This window comes from Haliscomenobacter sp. (assembly GCF_965225875.1).
GTDB lineage: Bacteria > Bacteroidota > Bacteroidia > Chitinophagales > Saprospiraceae > Haliscomenobacter.
The window spans coordinates 1022601-1038202 of sequence record NZ_CBDDBS010000002.1; the positions used below are offsets into that span (position 1 = coordinate 1022601).

Annotated in this window: 13 protein-coding genes; 8 read left to right on the plus strand and 5 right to left on the minus strand. The window is 47.8% G+C overall.

Annotated features, from left to right (window positions below):
• Nucleotides 1-9 precede the first annotated feature (9 nt).
• Nucleotides 10-987, minus strand: coding sequence for a T9SS type A sorting domain-containing protein (locus ACO08K_RS07080; RefSeq protein WP_421795692.1), 978 nt, complete (start codon nucleotides 985-987; stop codon nucleotides 10-12).
• A gap of 235 nt (nucleotides 988-1222) precedes the next feature.
• Here ACO08K_RS07080 and ACO08K_RS07085 point away from each other — a divergent pair, with 235 nt between their 5' ends.
• The 3 genes from ACO08K_RS07085 to ACO08K_RS07095 all read left to right on the plus strand — a co-directional run bounded on the left by ACO08K_RS07085 (nucleotide 1223) and on the right by ACO08K_RS07095 (nucleotide 3942).
• A complete protein-coding gene (locus tag ACO08K_RS07085) occupies nucleotides 1223-1948 on the plus strand; it encodes a TIGR00730 family Rossman fold protein (RefSeq protein WP_421795693.1) in 726 nt (241 codons plus the stop codon).
• 49 nt (nucleotides 1949-1997) lie between these two features.
• Nucleotides 1998-3338, plus strand: a complete 1341-nt coding sequence (locus tag ACO08K_RS07090; protein WP_421795694.1) for a lanthionine synthetase LanC family protein — start codon at nucleotides 1998-2000, stop codon at nucleotides 3336-3338.
• Between the two features lie 352 nt (nucleotides 3339-3690).
• Nucleotides 3691-3942, plus strand: coding sequence for an acyl carrier protein (locus ACO08K_RS07095; RefSeq protein ID WP_320031001.1), 252 nt, complete (start codon nucleotides 3691-3693; stop codon nucleotides 3940-3942).
• A 73-nt stretch (nucleotides 3943-4015) separates the two neighbouring features.
• Here ACO08K_RS07095 and ACO08K_RS07100 read toward each other — a convergent pair whose 3' ends face one another.
• Nucleotides 4016-5341, minus strand: coding sequence for a Gfo/Idh/MocA family protein (locus ACO08K_RS07100; protein ID WP_421795695.1), 1326 nt, complete (start codon nucleotides 5339-5341; stop codon nucleotides 4016-4018).
• A 113-nt stretch (nucleotides 5342-5454) separates the two neighbouring features.
• A complete protein-coding gene (locus ACO08K_RS07105) occupies nucleotides 5455-7563 on the minus strand; it encodes a hypothetical protein (RefSeq protein WP_421795696.1) in 2109 nt (702 codons plus the stop codon).
• Between the two features lie 311 nt (nucleotides 7564-7874).
• On the opposite strand from ACO08K_RS07105, the gene ACO08K_RS07110 reads away from it, so the two are divergent.
• Entirely contained in the window at nucleotides 7875-8825 is a 951-nt protein-coding gene (locus tag ACO08K_RS07110) for a sterol desaturase family protein (protein ID WP_421795697.1), read from the plus strand.
• On the opposite strand, the gene ACO08K_RS07115 is transcribed toward ACO08K_RS07110, so the two are convergent.
• Both ACO08K_RS07115 and ACO08K_RS07120 read right to left on the minus strand, forming a co-directional pair.
• Nucleotides 8822-9676, minus strand: coding sequence for a methyltransferase domain-containing protein (locus tag ACO08K_RS07115; protein ID WP_421795698.1), 855 nt, complete (start codon nucleotides 9674-9676; stop codon nucleotides 8822-8824). The genes ACO08K_RS07110 and ACO08K_RS07115 overlap by 4 nt on opposite strands.
• A 38-nt stretch (nucleotides 9677-9714) precedes the next feature.
• Nucleotides 9715-12735: a gliding motility-associated C-terminal domain-containing protein gene (locus tag ACO08K_RS07120; RefSeq protein WP_421795699.1), complete on the minus strand. Its 3021-nt coding sequence runs from the start codon at nucleotides 12733-12735 to the stop codon at nucleotides 9715-9717.
• Between the two features lie 328 nt (nucleotides 12736-13063).
• Between ACO08K_RS07120 and ACO08K_RS07125 the strand changes: the two genes are divergently transcribed.
• The 4 genes from ACO08K_RS07125 to trpS all read left to right on the plus strand — a co-directional run bounded on the left by ACO08K_RS07125 (nucleotide 13064) and on the right by trpS (nucleotide 15598).
• Nucleotides 13064-13627 carry a YceD family protein gene (locus tag ACO08K_RS07125; protein WP_421795700.1) on the plus strand — a complete coding sequence of 188 codons (564 nt, stop codon included), beginning with the start codon at nucleotides 13064-13066 and terminating at the stop codon, nucleotides 13625-13627.
• Nucleotides 13628-13648: 21 nt separating this feature from the next.
• Nucleotides 13649-13861: a 50S ribosomal protein L32 gene (gene rpmF, locus ACO08K_RS07130; RefSeq protein ID WP_320030924.1), complete on the plus strand. Its 213-nt coding sequence runs from the start codon at nucleotides 13649-13651 to the stop codon at nucleotides 13859-13861.
• A gap of 291 nt (nucleotides 13862-14152) precedes the next feature.
• Complete coding sequence (locus ACO08K_RS07135) at nucleotides 14153-14536, plus strand: Rid family detoxifying hydrolase (RefSeq protein WP_421798297.1); 384 nt, start codon at nucleotides 14153-14155, stop codon at nucleotides 14534-14536.
• 51 nt (nucleotides 14537-14587) lie between these two features.
• The gene (gene trpS, locus ACO08K_RS07140) at nucleotides 14588-15598 is read left to right on the plus strand and encodes a tryptophan--tRNA ligase (protein ID WP_421795701.1); all 1011 of its coding nucleotides are present in this window, start codon (nucleotides 14588-14590) and stop codon (nucleotides 15596-15598) included.
• Nucleotides 15599-15602 lie beyond the last annotated feature (4 nt).

Here is a 15602-nt window from a genome sequence, read left to right on the forward strand (position 1 = left end):
AGGCAACGCTCAATGTACCTTGATAATCTTTTTGCAAACGCTCCCCTCCCCTTCTTTTGAAAGAATTTGAACAAAATAAATACCAGGAGATATAGTCGAAACATCCAATTGAACTAGAGAAGCATCCAGCGTTCTTTTCAAAACCACCCGCCCCATCATATCCATCAGCAGAATACTTGCAGTACTTTTACTCACATTTAAATCATGTTGAATAAAAATTTGGTCAATGGCAGGATTGGGGTAAATGTTTATCGCTCTGGGATCTTCTATGGTCTTCACGTCATCGACAATATCCACAAAACAGTTGCCTTTGTACAAACGAGGATGTGTATAAAGTAAAGTGTCATTCTGCTTGAAACAAAGTAAGTCTAGAAAGACTTGAGGGGTAACTGGCACAAACATAGTATTGCTTATATCAGGAAAAAAGCCGAGCGTACTTCCAATGCCTTCTACCCAGGAATAGGCGTACCTCCCCATAAAAACACCGTTGTCTGGCTTTCTACCTATTTCAAAATTAAATCTTGCTCGCCTGACCTGATCATCATACACAACCGTGTCTATGGAAGCAAGCCGAAAAAGCACACATCTCAGAGCGTTGGGGTTACAATTCGGTGATGATTCACCAACCCAACCAACAGGGAGATTGAAGTCATACAATAACCTTGGGCTGAACTCACCTTTGTCTATAAAAAATACGCGGTTTGATTCATTGATGTAAGCACCAATATATTGTGCAGAGTCAATCCTAAATGCTTTACCTATGCTGACATATAGCTTTGTAAAAATCTTGTTTTGTATAGTAGTGTCTCCTTTGGGAGCATAGTGAGAAGTGATATAAACTGGATCATAGTCACCGACTACCGTAACTACTCTACTCCATTCCGCATTCTTAGTGGGAAAAGGCAAGTAATTTTGGGCTGACAACTCAGCTAAGAGCAATAAACAGCCACCTACCATACAGCATAATAGTTGAATCATTTTTCGCATAGCAACTCATTTTAAATGATCCCGGCTGTTGATTAGTGAAACTAAATAACAATTAAAATGCAAAATGAACACTATTCCGCGTAAGTGCAAGAGCGAAGCAAAGCTTTAAAAGCCACTAGCCGACAATGCTAGGTATTTAACATTCAATACAAACTTTCCCCACTTTTCCCCACCTACATTTCCCAAAAAAAACTATATTTCCGTCCTTTTTCTTTTCAAAAACGACCAGAAACGTATGTCGGAAAACAAACCAACAACCCAAGCGCACCCCCACATGAAGGAGTGGTCGCAGGAACTGAAGGGCCAGAATTCCTGGACCATGTTCAAGGTGATATCAGAATTTGTGGAGGGCTTCGAGACCTTGAACGTCATTGGCCCCTGCGTGTCCATCTTCGGATCTGCGCGGACCAAACCCGACAATAATTATTACAAACTCGCCATAGACATTGCCCGGCGTTTGACCATCGAAGGCTACGGTGTCATCACTGGCGGCGGCCCGGGGATCATGGAAGCAGGCAACAAGGGTGCAACCTTGTATGGTGGCAAATCGGTGGGTTTGAACATCAGCCTGCCTTTTGAACAAAACAACAATCCCTACATCGACAACGATAAAAACCTGCACTTCCGCTATTTTTTCATTCGCAAGGTCATGTTTGTCAAGTACGCCCAGGCTTTTGTAGCTCTACCGGGTGGTTTTGGCACCATCGATGAGGTATTTGAGGTGCTCACTTTGATTCAAACCAAAAAAATCAACAAAGTGCCGGTGATCCTGGTGGGCACCAAGTATTGGTCGGGATTAAAAGAATGGATGTTCGAAGTGATGCAGGAACAGGAGCACAACATCTCGCCCGGCGATCTGGATTTGTTGCCCCTCACCGACGATCCCGAAGAGGTCATCAAAATCATCAATGACTTTTATGGGCATACCAATAAACTAAAGCCGAACTTTGAGCTGTTATAAGCGGGGGAAAGTTTAGCCTCTTGATTGTATTTCTAAAAACCAATTGCCAATGCGCCTTCGCAGCAGTATCATCGGCCTGTCTTTGCTTTTTTTTGTCGTTCAGCTTCAGGCCCAAAGTGGCCTGGCCGATAGCATCCAACGCATCCATTTGTGGTTGCACCAACACGTCAAAACCAGTGCTGAAGGAAGCAATTGGCCCGTAATTCCCGGCGATAGTGGTGGGCGGATCGGTTTGGATTTGTACAGTGGTATCCCGGGTATTGTGTTGTTTTACCTGGAAGCCCATCACGCCACCAATCGGCCGGAATACCTGGAGGAAGCCAAAAACGGAGCCAATTTTTTGCTCGCCCGCTTGCCTGAGCAGCTGAGTGAGATGGATACACAAGGCAAAACCGGGCTTTTCTCCGGGATATGTGGGGTAGGATTTACTTTGCAGGAGGTTTACAAAGCAACGAAGGACAAAAAATACAACGAAGGTTTCCAACGGGTGCTCAAATTGCTGCTCAATGCCGCCGATACCCGGGGTGAAACGACCCACTGGGGCTACGTCACCGATATCATTGCGGGTAATTCCGGCATTGGTCTGTTCCTGCTTTACGCTTACCGCGAAACCAAAAACTTCACCTACCTCGAACTGGCTGCCAATACCTGCAACTGGCTCATCAATGCCGCCCAACGCATCAGTACCGAGCAATGGAAATGGCGCATGTGGCCTGGAGCGGAAGTAACCATGCCCAATTTCTCCCACGGTACCGCCGGGGTTGCCTATTTTGCAGCGGAGGTGTTTGCTATTTTGGAGGAGGGTCGGTATTTGCGGGTGGCACTGAACGGCGCCCGGTACTTGCAAACCTTAAAAAACGCCGAAGGCCTGATTCCCCACCACGAGGAGGGCGATGGCAAACAACTGTTTTATTATGGGTATTGCCACGGGCCGGTGGGTACGGCGCGCTTGTACTACGTGTTGTACAACTCCTATAAAAAGGAGCGCAAAACCTGGGAAAAACCTTGGGAGGCTGCGATAACAACCCTCTTAAAATCGCCCATCCCACAAGAGCGCACGCCAGGTTTTTGGAACAATGTAAGCCAGTGTTGTGGCAATGCCGGGGTCGCCGAATTCTTTTTGACTTTGTACCGCATGGAAGGCAAAAAGAAATACCGCAATTACGCCTGGCTCCACACCCAGGACTTACTCAAACGCGCTACCTCCGATGCTCAGGGCCTACGCTGGATACAGGCCGAAAACCGTACAGAGCCTGAAGCATTGGCTGCCCAAACAGGATACATGCAGGGCGCTGCGGGTATTGGCATCCTGCTTTGTCATTGGTTGGAATTGGAACAAGGTAAAAAACAACTCATCCGTTTACCAGACGAACCGTACCGCAATTTTTGAAAATTAGGTTTACAATTCAGAGCAGAAAATCGCCATTTCAGCGCGCTTTAGCGTCACTTCGTTGGGTTTTGTCAAAAATATTGTCACTTCCAGGCAACCTATCGCTATCTGGATTCGTTCTTTATTCGATTTTGGATGAATAAAGAAACCAAATTCTACAGACTGTTGTCTTACTAAGGGGCGACAAAAAAAATAAGTGATCATTTTGCAAGAGGATTAGATAAGGAAACGTTTCATTTCAAGTGTCTTATCTAATCCTCTGGCTCAGAAAAAATGATCACTTGTTTTTGCCCAACTACTAAAGATCCTGTTAACCCAAATATTTCATCACCTAAACTGTGAAACTGTGGTAATGGCTAAAAAGAGTAAATGGACCGCCGAGGACCGTATCATTGAATTGATAGCATGGGAACTCAACATCCCCTCCTCGCGCATTAACCCCCACACTGACCTCGTTGACGATTTGTACCTAGACTCGGTTGACAAAGACTTATTGATTGCAAAATTAGAATCTCAATTTGGCGTTTTTCTCAACCAAGAACAAGCCGCAAAAATTGATACGGTACGAGATGCTAGTTTTTTCCTGCAGCAAAATGCAGCTTGAGAGTGAAAAGTGAATAGTGGAAAGTGAAAAGCATGATCACCTAGCCAATTTTTCACTTTTCACTTTTCACTTTTCACTTTTCACTTATTAATTTATACCCATTCTCATACTTCTTCTTCAAATATCCATTCGCTTCTTTCTCCTCAAATTTTCCTTTTTCAGCAATCCAGTGCAGGGCTTGTCCACTACGATAAGCAATATTGCCCATTTGGCTGACGATACAGGCCCTGGAACCAATGCCAATGGTGGCTTTTGCGGCCTCGGGCTCTTTCACTTTTACCGCCTCCAGGAAATTTTGAACGTGTAAGTCAAGACCGAAAGAATTTTTTGCTTTTTGGGAAGGTACTGCTTCAATGGCCTTGTTGTGCGGAATGACCTCCCAGTCCTCCCGGCTGATCACCAAAGTGCCATTTTCCCCGATGAATGCAGCTCCTTGCCCTCGATTGTAGTTGCCCAGGCCGATGCCCATCATGTGTTCCCAGGTCAGGGTAAAATCGCGAAAATTGTAAACAGTGGTTAGCGTATCGGGGGTTTCCTGAGCATCGTCGGGATAACCCAGTTTTCCCCCTGTAGCCATGATGGTATGGGGCATCTCAGGCTCCATAAATTGCAAAACGGTATCGATCATGTGCACGCCCCAATCGGTCATCACCCCTCCGGCATAGTCCCAATACCAACGAAAATTGCCATGAAAGCGGTTGGGATTAAAAGGCCGTTTAGGCGCAGGGCCTAGCCACAGTTCGTAATCTACCCCGGCAGGTACAGGGCCGTCAGGGGCCTTGGGTATACTGGATTTCCAGCCTACATAAGCCCAAGCTTTGGTACTGCGCACACGACCCAATTTGCCGGAACTCAGGAATTGTTGTGCCTCTTCCAGGTGGGGTTGACTGCGCTGCCATTGACCTACCTGAATCACCCGTCCCGAGCGCGCTGCGGCCAGTTCCATGGTTTGGGCTTCAACGATGGAGTTGCCAATGGGTTTTTCCACGTACACGTCCTTGCCTGCAGATAAAGCATCCAAAAACATCAAACAATGCCAATGATCGGGCGTGCCAATGATTACGAGGTCGACAGCAGGATCGGCCAACAAATCCTGATAGGCTTTGTACAATTTTGGTGCTGGCAAACCTGCTTTTTCCAAATCAGCCTTGCGGCGGGTAAGTACATTATTGTCCACATCGCAGAGGGCAGCACAAAAGCATTGGTCATTTTTCAGGAAAGATTGCAAATCGACAAAACCCATTCCGTTGCAGCCGATCAGGCCTACTCCGATGCGATCATTTGGGCTAATATAGTTACGTTGGGCAGCAATGAGTTCTAATGGCAAAGTGCCGAATAATCCTGCCGCGAGGGCAAATTGACCAGTCTGCTGTATGAATTTTCTCCGCGAGTGTTGCATAATCGATGTTTTAATATGCCTTTACCCTAAAAAACGAAGCTTAAGATAAGTTATAGTTCACTTATCTTAAGCTTTGACGTTTTTTTAAGATTACCCCCCCGAAAAAACCGGGTTTATTCTCTAACCACTACCATACGATGGATTTGCGCCCGATCTTGTAGCCGCAACCAATAATTTCCGGCTGGTAGTTCTGCTGGCAGTTTGATCTCGTACCACCCGGGGCTGCCCTGCAGGTTCAGGCTTATCTTCCGGCCCAGGGCATCCAACAAAAAGACTTCCTCCGCCAGCAAGGTCAAAGAAGTTTGGATGTTGATGCGGTCTTTAGCTGGGTTGGGGAATATGGACATCAATTCACCTTTATCCAGCGTTACCGCCACTACTTTGGAATGATCCGTAGTGCCATTAAAATCCACTTGCCTCAAGCGGTAGTAGTTGATGCCAGCTAGCGGATTGGGATCAAAATATTGGTAATGCTGGGTTTCCTGAGTCGTTCCTTTGCCTTTGACGCGGGTGATTTCCAGGAAGTTTTGGCCATTGGCGCTGCGCTCCAGCGCCATGTAGTCGTTGTTGAGTTCAGTAGCGGTTGTCCAGGTCACCATAATGCCTTGATCCTGAAGTTTGGCCTCGAATTGGGTTAGTTCGATGGGCAGGATACATACGCCATCGTTGCCGTCGGTGCCGGTTCCATTGGTGGGCACATTAGAGCCTTGGTTCCCATTGGCGCCAGTCGTCCCACCTACCCCACTCGTTCCGCCCGGGCCACCTGCTCCACGTGCACCTCTGGTGCCACCAATACCAGTACCACCTTGTGGGGTAGAGCAAGCAACTGCGGTACAAGAACCTGCACTACCGCCCGTTCCATCTCCCCCTGCGCCTCGTGCACCGCCACGGCCACCATTTCCACCGATGCCAGCACCCGTTCCGAAGCCCCCAGCACCGCCAGGTCCTCCATCACCACCATTGCCACCAGTAGCGTCACCGCCCGTGGTTGTTGCACAGCTTCCACCTGTGGATCCATCTGCACCAATGGCAAAACCACCTGCACCACCATCTCCGCCCTGGCCGCCATTGCCGCCATTTTTATCCGCACCAAAGCCGTTGCCGCCTTGTGCTCCGTTGCCACCCTGACCACCATTGCCAGCAAATGCAGAGCCTCCCGGAACCGTATTAAAAGCAACTCCACCGTCACCACCATTGCCACCACTACCACCTCGACGACCGTTGCCAGTCGTCAAATTCACGCCACCACTACCACCATTGCCGCCATTGCCGCCACCGCAAGCTATGCCATCGCTACTGTTGCCCCCCTGGCCACCATTTCCACCATTTTCGCCAACTGTGGTAGGGGAACCAGCACCATTGCTGCCATTACTGCCATTGGAGCAAGCAAAAAAGTAAGTTTCACCACCTTTCCCACCTGCACCACCATCGATATTGAACCAGGCTTCACCGTTGCCGCCCTGGCCGCCGTTCCCAGCAACAAAGCGGTTAGTTTTCCTGCCCGCCTGGAATTGTTTGTATAAAATGATCATTGATCCTCCCTCGCCGCCCCGGCCACCAGCAATTCCATTACCTCCTTTACCCACTTTAACCTGGCCATTGATAATGATTCGTGGGGCTTGTAAAAATAGGCTTCCCCCGCGGCCTCCATTGATGGATTGAGCCACTTGATTGGTCACAGAAAACCCCAAGGTAACTGCCCCAATTTGAGCCAGCTGACCACGTAACGGAGCGATTTGGGCAACGAAGTTTTTATCCGATAAATAGCCAGGACCGCCATCACTCAACTGAATGTTGCCATTGATTTCAATGGTTCCTGCTGCACAAATGATCAGGTTTTGCCCTGATCTATTGCTTTGTACAATGGATTTTCCAAAGATATTGCCATCAATGCGTACGTCTCCTTCGGAATAAACGACATAGTCCTCTTCCAAGATCAGGTTTTCACCAAATGGAACGATCAGTTTTTTGACTACATTAAAATGAGTGTTTGCTCCGCCTTGGGCATTCAATAGGTAAGCTTGTTGAAATAAAGCATGCGTGGCCTCACTTGGTCTCACTTTTTCACAAACTCGATCATCATTGATGCTAAAAAAATCCAGAAGTACAGGATTGATCGTGTGGTTCTGTTGGGCGTGCAGTTGGGTGATTCCACAACAAAATAAGGCCAATGACACAGAAGCCCATAGGCCACCCAGGGATGTTGTTAGTAGTTTTCTCATCGTATGCAGCAATTAACTAATTAACCACAATCGCTTATGGTTCAATAAGGTCAATATGATTTGAGCGAAACCAGTATGAAGGGTACTTTCAAGAATAGAGGTGGAACTATGTTTCAGAAGGAACTTTTCGATCCTTAAAGATAAGGGCATCGAATGTTTTATTTCAATATTTTTTTTTCTAATAACTGATAATCAGATGTTTCAACGAAAACATCGCTAATATTGGCCTATCCATTCTACGCATTTGCACAACAAAATCGGAACCTTTACCTTTGTCCCTCTTTATTACTCGATTATTACCCGTTGTTGTTATGGAGCAGCTAAGCAGTAGCTTTAAGGAATTGGGCCTGGTGGCCCTCACGGCCCCGGTATGTGCTTTTTTGATCTTGCTCGAAATGTACCTGAGCAATCGTCAGGAAAGGCCTGTCTACACCTGGCGCGACACTTTCACCAATGTTTACCTCACGATTTGTCAAATGGGCGTGGATGCCCTGACCCGGAGAATCCCTACCTATTTTGCGCTGGACTATGTGTACCAGCACCAGGTATTCCAAATTCAGAACCCGGTTTGGTACTGGATTTGGTTGATGATCGGGCAGGATTTTTGCTTTTACTGGATACATCGAATCGAGCATACCTGTCGTTTTTTCTGGGCAGTACATGTGACCCACCATTCCTCGGAGCAATTCAATTTTTCGGTAGGTTTTCGTTCTTCGGTACTGGAACCCATTTACCGCTTTGTTTTTTATTTGCCGCTGCCCTTGTTGGGTTTTGAAGCCAAAGATTTGTTTTTGGCTTTCTCCATTACCCAGATTTATGGCATTTTGGTACACACCCATGCGGTGAAAAGTATTCCTATATATGAATGGTTGTTTGTGACCCCTTCCCATCATCGGGTCCATCATGCTTCCAATGTGCGTTATCTGGACAAAAACATTGGGATGTTACTGATCATTTGGGATAAAATGTTTGGCACTTATGAAGCCGAAAGAACCGACGAGCCTATCCATTATGGTCTGGTTACCCCCCCTGACAACAGTGGTTGGTTTAAAGTTATTTTCCACGAGTACATCGCCATTTGGAATGATGTTTTTGTCAAACACCGCGACTTGCCCTGGCGCTTACGCCTCGGATATGTATTTGGTCCTCCAGGTTGGAGCCATGATGGAAGTACCAAAACCTCTCGGCAGCTGCAAGAAGGATTGGCGGATAAGGAAGAAAACAGGGCAGGTTTTGGGGAAAATGCAGTCCTTCAACCTTAATTGGGTTTGCGCGCACTCAACAAACCATAGCCCCACAATTTTTTCTCCAAAGCGTGGTATTGATGAATGGAGCCCCAGACATTACTGATTTGTACATCCGACACAATACCCCATTTATTCAGGGACAGAGCCATTGGCAACCATTTGTACCCATGCTCTTTGATGTTGAGGATCGAACGCATCGTATGCTGCGTAATGTCGCGAAAAGTAAAGTCGACCAACCCAGTTTTTTGGGCATGCGCTGCATGTTCGGATACCGTATCTAAATCGGGAATAGCCCAATTGTTTAGCCAACGCCGCAACTGAAATTCATTTTCTTCAGAATAAGGCCGCTGCTTTCGGACATACTCGGCGATAACCAAGCGACCACCGGGGCGCAACAAACGGGCTGCTTCCCGATAAAAATCCAATTTTCGCTCTGCGTGACAAACACTTTCCAGGGCCCAGACCACGTCAAAACTGCCATCTTCAAAAGGGATCTTGCGGTAATCAGCCAGCAAAAATGAGGTTCGTGCGGAAACGCTTTGCCTACGGGCATTGCGCACGGCATCTTTCACCTGGCTTTCAATGGGCGTAACGCCCACTGTGGTACAATTGCGGTTTTGGGCCAACCAAATACTTGAGCCCCCTACCCCACAACCCGCATCCAGCACTTTTTCGCCTGCTTTAATGGCCGCCAAATCGGCCATCACCTTATTCATGTTGGCTACCGCCGCCTTGTGGTGGGTGGCCTGCTCATCGTAATATCCAAAATGCAGCGCATAAGTACTGCGAACGCCCCATACCCAGCGGTAGTCCCAGCGGGTACCCTCGTAATAGGATTGAAGTGTAGGGAAAATTGATTTGGCCATAATCACTACTCTGCTTGATAGGGTAAAAATAGTACATCTCAACGCAGCAAGGTCAAGGAACCTCGAACAATTTCCGTTTTCCCAGTACGCAACAGTGCTTCGGCTACAAAAACATACACGCCGACCGAAGCTTTTTCGCCATTGACCATTCCGTCCCAACCGCTCTCGGGGGTGTTGCTCAAATTCTCGGCAGCAAATACCTGATTGCCCCAGCGGTCAAAAATCCTCAACACATTGATTTTTTCAACTTCCTGAGCGTAGTACAAGGTGAAGTAATCATTTTGGTTGTCACCATTGGGACTGAAGGCATTGGGGGCATAAATGCGCAGGCGCTTTTCCACCAAAACCAATAAGTTATCGCGCAGCACACAGCCATTGGCACTCCTTACCGTCAACTGAAAAACAGTCGTAGCAGTCGGTCGAGCGATGATGCCAGCTGAATCCAGACTTTGAAATCCGGTGCCAGGTTGCCAGGTGATCGAACTGGGTATAAAATTGATTTGAGGTTTGATCAAAACACTATCCCCCGCAAAAATACTGCGATCGGGGCCAAGATCCAGGCTCAATTCCGAAGAATTGGGCACCCGGACATTTCTGGTAGCAATACAATTGTTGCCATCACTGACTCGCAAGGTCCGATTGCCCGAAGCCAGGTCAGAAATGGTGAGCGGCCCTCTAAAAGGAGCAAAAGCAGCCCCATCCAAAGAATACGCATATGGCCCACCTGCTCCTGTGATGTTCAGAATCCGCAATTGATTTTTTTGCCCGGGACAAACTGCTGTATCCAAAGCAAATTGAAAGCGCAATGAATCGGGTTCGATTAGGGTAACACTTACGGGTAGCGCCTCACAACCAGCACTATCTCTGGCCACCACCTGATAGGTTCCCGGCCCAAGGTTGCTGATGCTCTGGGTATTCTGGTTGTTGTTCCAGGTATACTGATAAGGTGCTTTACCGCCCTTTACTTCTGCAATTGCCGCGCCGTCAGCCGCGCCAAAACAACTGATGTTGTACCGGCCAAAGTTAGTGGTAGCGCGTGCCGTAGCGATGGGTTCGCTGATGGTAATGGTTGCTGAACTGTTGGGGGTCGCCTCGCAAGAACCTGTGCTTGTTTTTACAGACAGTAGGGTAAAAGTTGAAGTTTTAGACAAAATAACGGGCAGTACCGTCCCATTTCTTACATTGTTAAAAGGAATGGTATCCCTCCCATTGGTAATGATCAGATTAAAAAGGCTGCCTCCGCTCAATTGAAAGCGCAAATTGCCAGCTCCTCCGCCACAAATGGTCGTATCGCCACTCAATGTACCATTTGGTCGGGGAGAAAAGCGCAAATCCACTGAGATGATGCTATCGCAACCCGCGGTAGTGGATAAAAATTCGATCCCACGTGGGCGGCTTTCATTGTACACTTGGCCATTGATGACGAGTTGTTCTCCCTGGCACAGGTCTCGGCGAATCAGAGTAGTATCACTTTCCTGATTCAAAATATTGACCATTTCATCAATGAGTGCCGGGCAGCCATTGCCATCGATGATGGAAGAAAAAAGGATACTTGCTGTCCCGGTACGTGAAGGGCAAAACACCAGCGAATCCTGGTTGGTATTGGCTACGAGACCATCCGGTTGAATGTTCCCCCCCTCATTGACAATAAAACCCAAAATAAATGGTGCTTTGCCCTGAAAAGAAAGCGGCAAGCGAGTACAAGTCCCGCCACAGAGGGTATCCCCTGCTGGCACCACCAGGCTAGGCGGGTTGGCCAATTGCAGCACTACTGGTATGGCCCGGCTGCGGCATACCCCATCGGTAGTAATCGCATAAACAGTTGTAGCACCAGAGCTGAATTGATCGGGGTCGACGATGGTATCGCGCAGATTTTGATCTTGGTACCATTGCACCACCAATCCCGTATTGCCCCGAATCTGGCCATCCAGGGCGCTCAGCGCGAAGGTGGCCTGGGCATTGCCATTGGTACAAGCCACCACTGGATCAACAATGGGTTGAATGCTTACCCCTGGAGTAACGGTTACGGTAGTAGGTCGGCCAAAATTGGAATAAATTGGACAAGCATTGGCATCGGTGACCGAAACAATAAAAAAGGTGGTGGTCTCCCCTACCCTGATGGAGATCGAATCATTGTTTTGAGCTTGTGCAACCTGAAAGGTATCCAAACCATCACTGTATTCCAGGATGAAAGGGCCCCCTGTACTTGGCAGGGTCAACCGCAGCACTTCATCAATGGTGTCACAACCCTGGCAAGTGGTACATTTTAACTCAATGCCGCTATTGGCAATCGCAAAACGCAGGGGAATGGGGGGCAAATTTGTGCAGGAGCTTGCCGTCTGCCAATTGGCAGGATTGGCAATCCGCGAAATCCATTCCAACTGAGTAGTTGCCGTAGTAAGGCCATTGTAGGCGATGAAGTCGGTCCCATTGCCCGTTGGAGCCATATTGAAGCAGCTGGCTACATCGGGGTGTAATTTGGAATCTTGCGAGGTGTTGGTGTTGAGCCATTGTGTTTTGGTGTTGAAGCCAAACAGAATCCGCCCACCAGTATACGTTGCGTCGTGGTTAAAATTACCCGCTGTCCCGGTTCCCTGGTTCCAGATTCCCCCTTGCATAAAGTAAAACTGGTCACCGCCCGAATTGAGATTGGCCGCATTCGTACTCCCCTGAGCACTAAAATTCCAGGTGTCATCCGGTAGAATTGCGCGGTAAGTTGTACTACCTACCGGAGGGAATTCAAAAGTGATCACAGTACCTGCCGGAATGGTGTTCCCGCTGCGGGTTGCTCGAACAAAACCTTCCGAATTTCCCCAGCGGCCTGTGGTTAAACGCTCCCAGCCATTGTCCGTAATGTCGATACTGGTACCGGCAGTTATGTCTTTGAAACAAATAAAACTAATGCGATCAACCGGAGTTCCACTGCAAGCAGCGTTGTTGGCGTTGACCTCTATAATGGCCAGGTCGCCTGGTTCCAGACGGGTTTGTGCTTTGATCCAAAACACTTGTATACAAAATAGTGCAGTGACTAGGAGTGGCCGTACGGCTAATGGTTTCATGGAACAAAATAGTTTATAGGATTTGGGAGACTGGAAGTTTTAGCGCAGGTCTAAGTATTTTTGTTTTAAGCGAAAATGAGGCTGATTTAGGGTGAATGAGGCACGAAAAGCGGAGTGTAGCAGCGCTACATGAGCATTTTCAGAACGAAATTCACCCTAAATCGGGCCATTTGTAGCAAAACAAAATATTTTAGGCATGCGCTCAGGCTCCCTTTCCAACGTTGAACTCGACTTTCAAAGTGTTAAGCTTAGATTAAGTTTATTTTCAGTTTTTTTTTTCCTAAAAACACTTATCTTTGCGGACACTTTTGACAAAAGTTCTTTAACAATGAACGGGCTCATACCTTTTTCCTTACCAATCAAGGGTTTGCGTAATGGGGTACACGAGTTCCAGTATGAGGTAGGGGCTGAGTTTTTTGCCGAGTTTCCGGAATCGCCGGTGCAAGATGGAAAACTTTCTTTAAAAGTTATACTGGATAAACAACCAACGCTCTTTGTGCTCGATTTTGACTTCGCTGGAACCGTCCGTACGGATTGTGACCGTTGCCTGGCCGAAATTGATCTTCCGATTGCCGATCACCAACAATTGATCGTCAAACTCAGTGAAGAAAACGAAGTAGAAGACGATGAAGTGGTTTATATCCACCCTGAATCTTCGGAGTTGAACATTGGAACGTTTGCCTACGAATTCATCATTCTGGCAATCCCCATGACCCGAACGTACGATTGTGGAGCGGATAATTACCGGCAATGCAACCGGGAAATGCTCGACTTGTTGAGCAAAAACCTGGTCGACAGTACCGATGCCCAGGACAATCCAGAAGCCGGTGAAAATCCGATTTGGAGCGCCCTCAAAGATTTGAATATTAATAACACTAACGAACGGGATTGATTCCCGATAAATTTTGGAACGATGGCACATCCCAAGAGTAGAGGATCGAAGCAGAGAAAGCATAAGCGTAGAACGCACTTTAAAACGGTTGCGCCAACCGTAGCTACTTGTAAAACCACTGGTGAGAAGCACCTGATGCACCGCGCTTATTTCGACGCGGAAGGTAACATGTTCTACCGCGGCAAGATGTTTATCCAGTCAAAAGAACAAGAACAGGAAGAAGAGCAACAATAAGTCGCTCAACAACCTGACGCGTCCATGGAGACCATAAGAAAATAGCTCCCATCAGTTGATTTGATGTGGGGCTTTTCTTGTATCCCCATGGATGAATCCATGGGCTATCCCATGTGTGCGCCCCCACGGATAAATCCATGGGTTGCGTACGGCAGCGCACGCGATCCCCGCCACCCCACGGGAATCCCACGATTTAAATCGTGGGTTACATCCGTGGGAGGCCATCACATAACCCAACCCATGGCTTTAGCCGTGGGCCTCACGGATGTGCCCGTGGAAGTACTAACGTCCATGAAAAAAATCATCAAAACCGACAAGGCTCCCGATCCGGTTGGCCCTTACAGCCAGGCCATCATCCACAATGACACCTTGTACGCCTCTGGCCAAATCGCCCTGGATCCAGCTACGGGTGTCCTCATCACTGATAGTATTGAGGCAGAAACCACCCGGGTAATGCTGAACATCCAGGCCATTCTGGAAGAAGCAGGGCTTTCGTTCAAGGACATCGTCAAAGCATCGGTTTTTGTAACCGACATCAATAATTTTGCCCGCATCAATGCGGTATATGCCACCTATTTTGATGAAGCTACTGCCCCGGCCCGGGAGTTGGTGCAGGTGAGCGCATTACCCAGAGGGGGCAATGTAGAAATTTCCGTTATTGCTGCATTCGATTAGGGAACTGAAATGCACCTTTATTTCGTTTCCTAAGCTTTATACTTCTGCATCATGAGTGATAAAAAACGTGTACTCTCCTGCATCCAGCCTACGGGTGACATGCATTTTGGCAACTATTTTGGGGCCGTAAAAAACTGGGTCGATCTCCAGGAAACCTACGAATGTGTGTACGGCGTAGTGGATTACCACGCCATGACCATGCCCTACAATCCGATCAAATTGCGGGAAAACACCTGGGAGCTGATCTTCAACCTCATGGCAGTAGGCATTGCACCCAATAATCTGTTCATTCAGTCGCTGGTTCCTGAACATACCGAGTTGTGCTGGATTTTCAACTGCTTTGCCTCTTACGGTCAATTGTCGCGCATGACCCAGTTCAAGGACAAAAGTGCAACATCTTCAGAGGGTGAAGACGGTTTTATCTCTGCTGGTTTGTTGGATTATCCGGTGCTTCAAGCTGCGGACATTTGCATTTACCGTGCGGATTATGTCCCGGTTGGCAAAGACCAGGAACAACACCTGGAATTGGCCCGCAACATCGTCCAACGTTTCAACAACCAGGTGGGTAAAGAGTACCTGATCATGCCGGAGCCCTTGTACACCGAGTTTACCAAAATCACTTCGACTGCTGACCCTAGCCGCAAAATGAGCAAAAGTGCCGGTGAAAAGCACTACATCAGTTTGTTTGCCGACAGTGACAAAATCCGCAAACAGGTGCGCTCGGCAGTAACCGATACGGGTGAAAACACCGGGGGTGAAATGAGCCCTGGCGTGAAAAACCTCTTTGAGTTGCTCAAAGCCTGTGGCAAAATGGAAACCTTCCAGACCCTCAAAGCGGACTACGATGCGGGAGTTTTGAAGTACGCTCCACTCAAAGAAGCCGTTGCTGAAGCATTGGTAGAAGTATCTGAAGCCGCACGCAACAAACGCGCCGAACTCAATACCCGCAAAAAGGAAGTGAAAGAAGAAATCAAGTCTTCTTCAGAGCAAATCCGTCGCCGGGCTCAACAAACCCTGCGGGAAGTAAAGGAACTATCAGGTTTGATGAACGTCAAATATTAAGGTA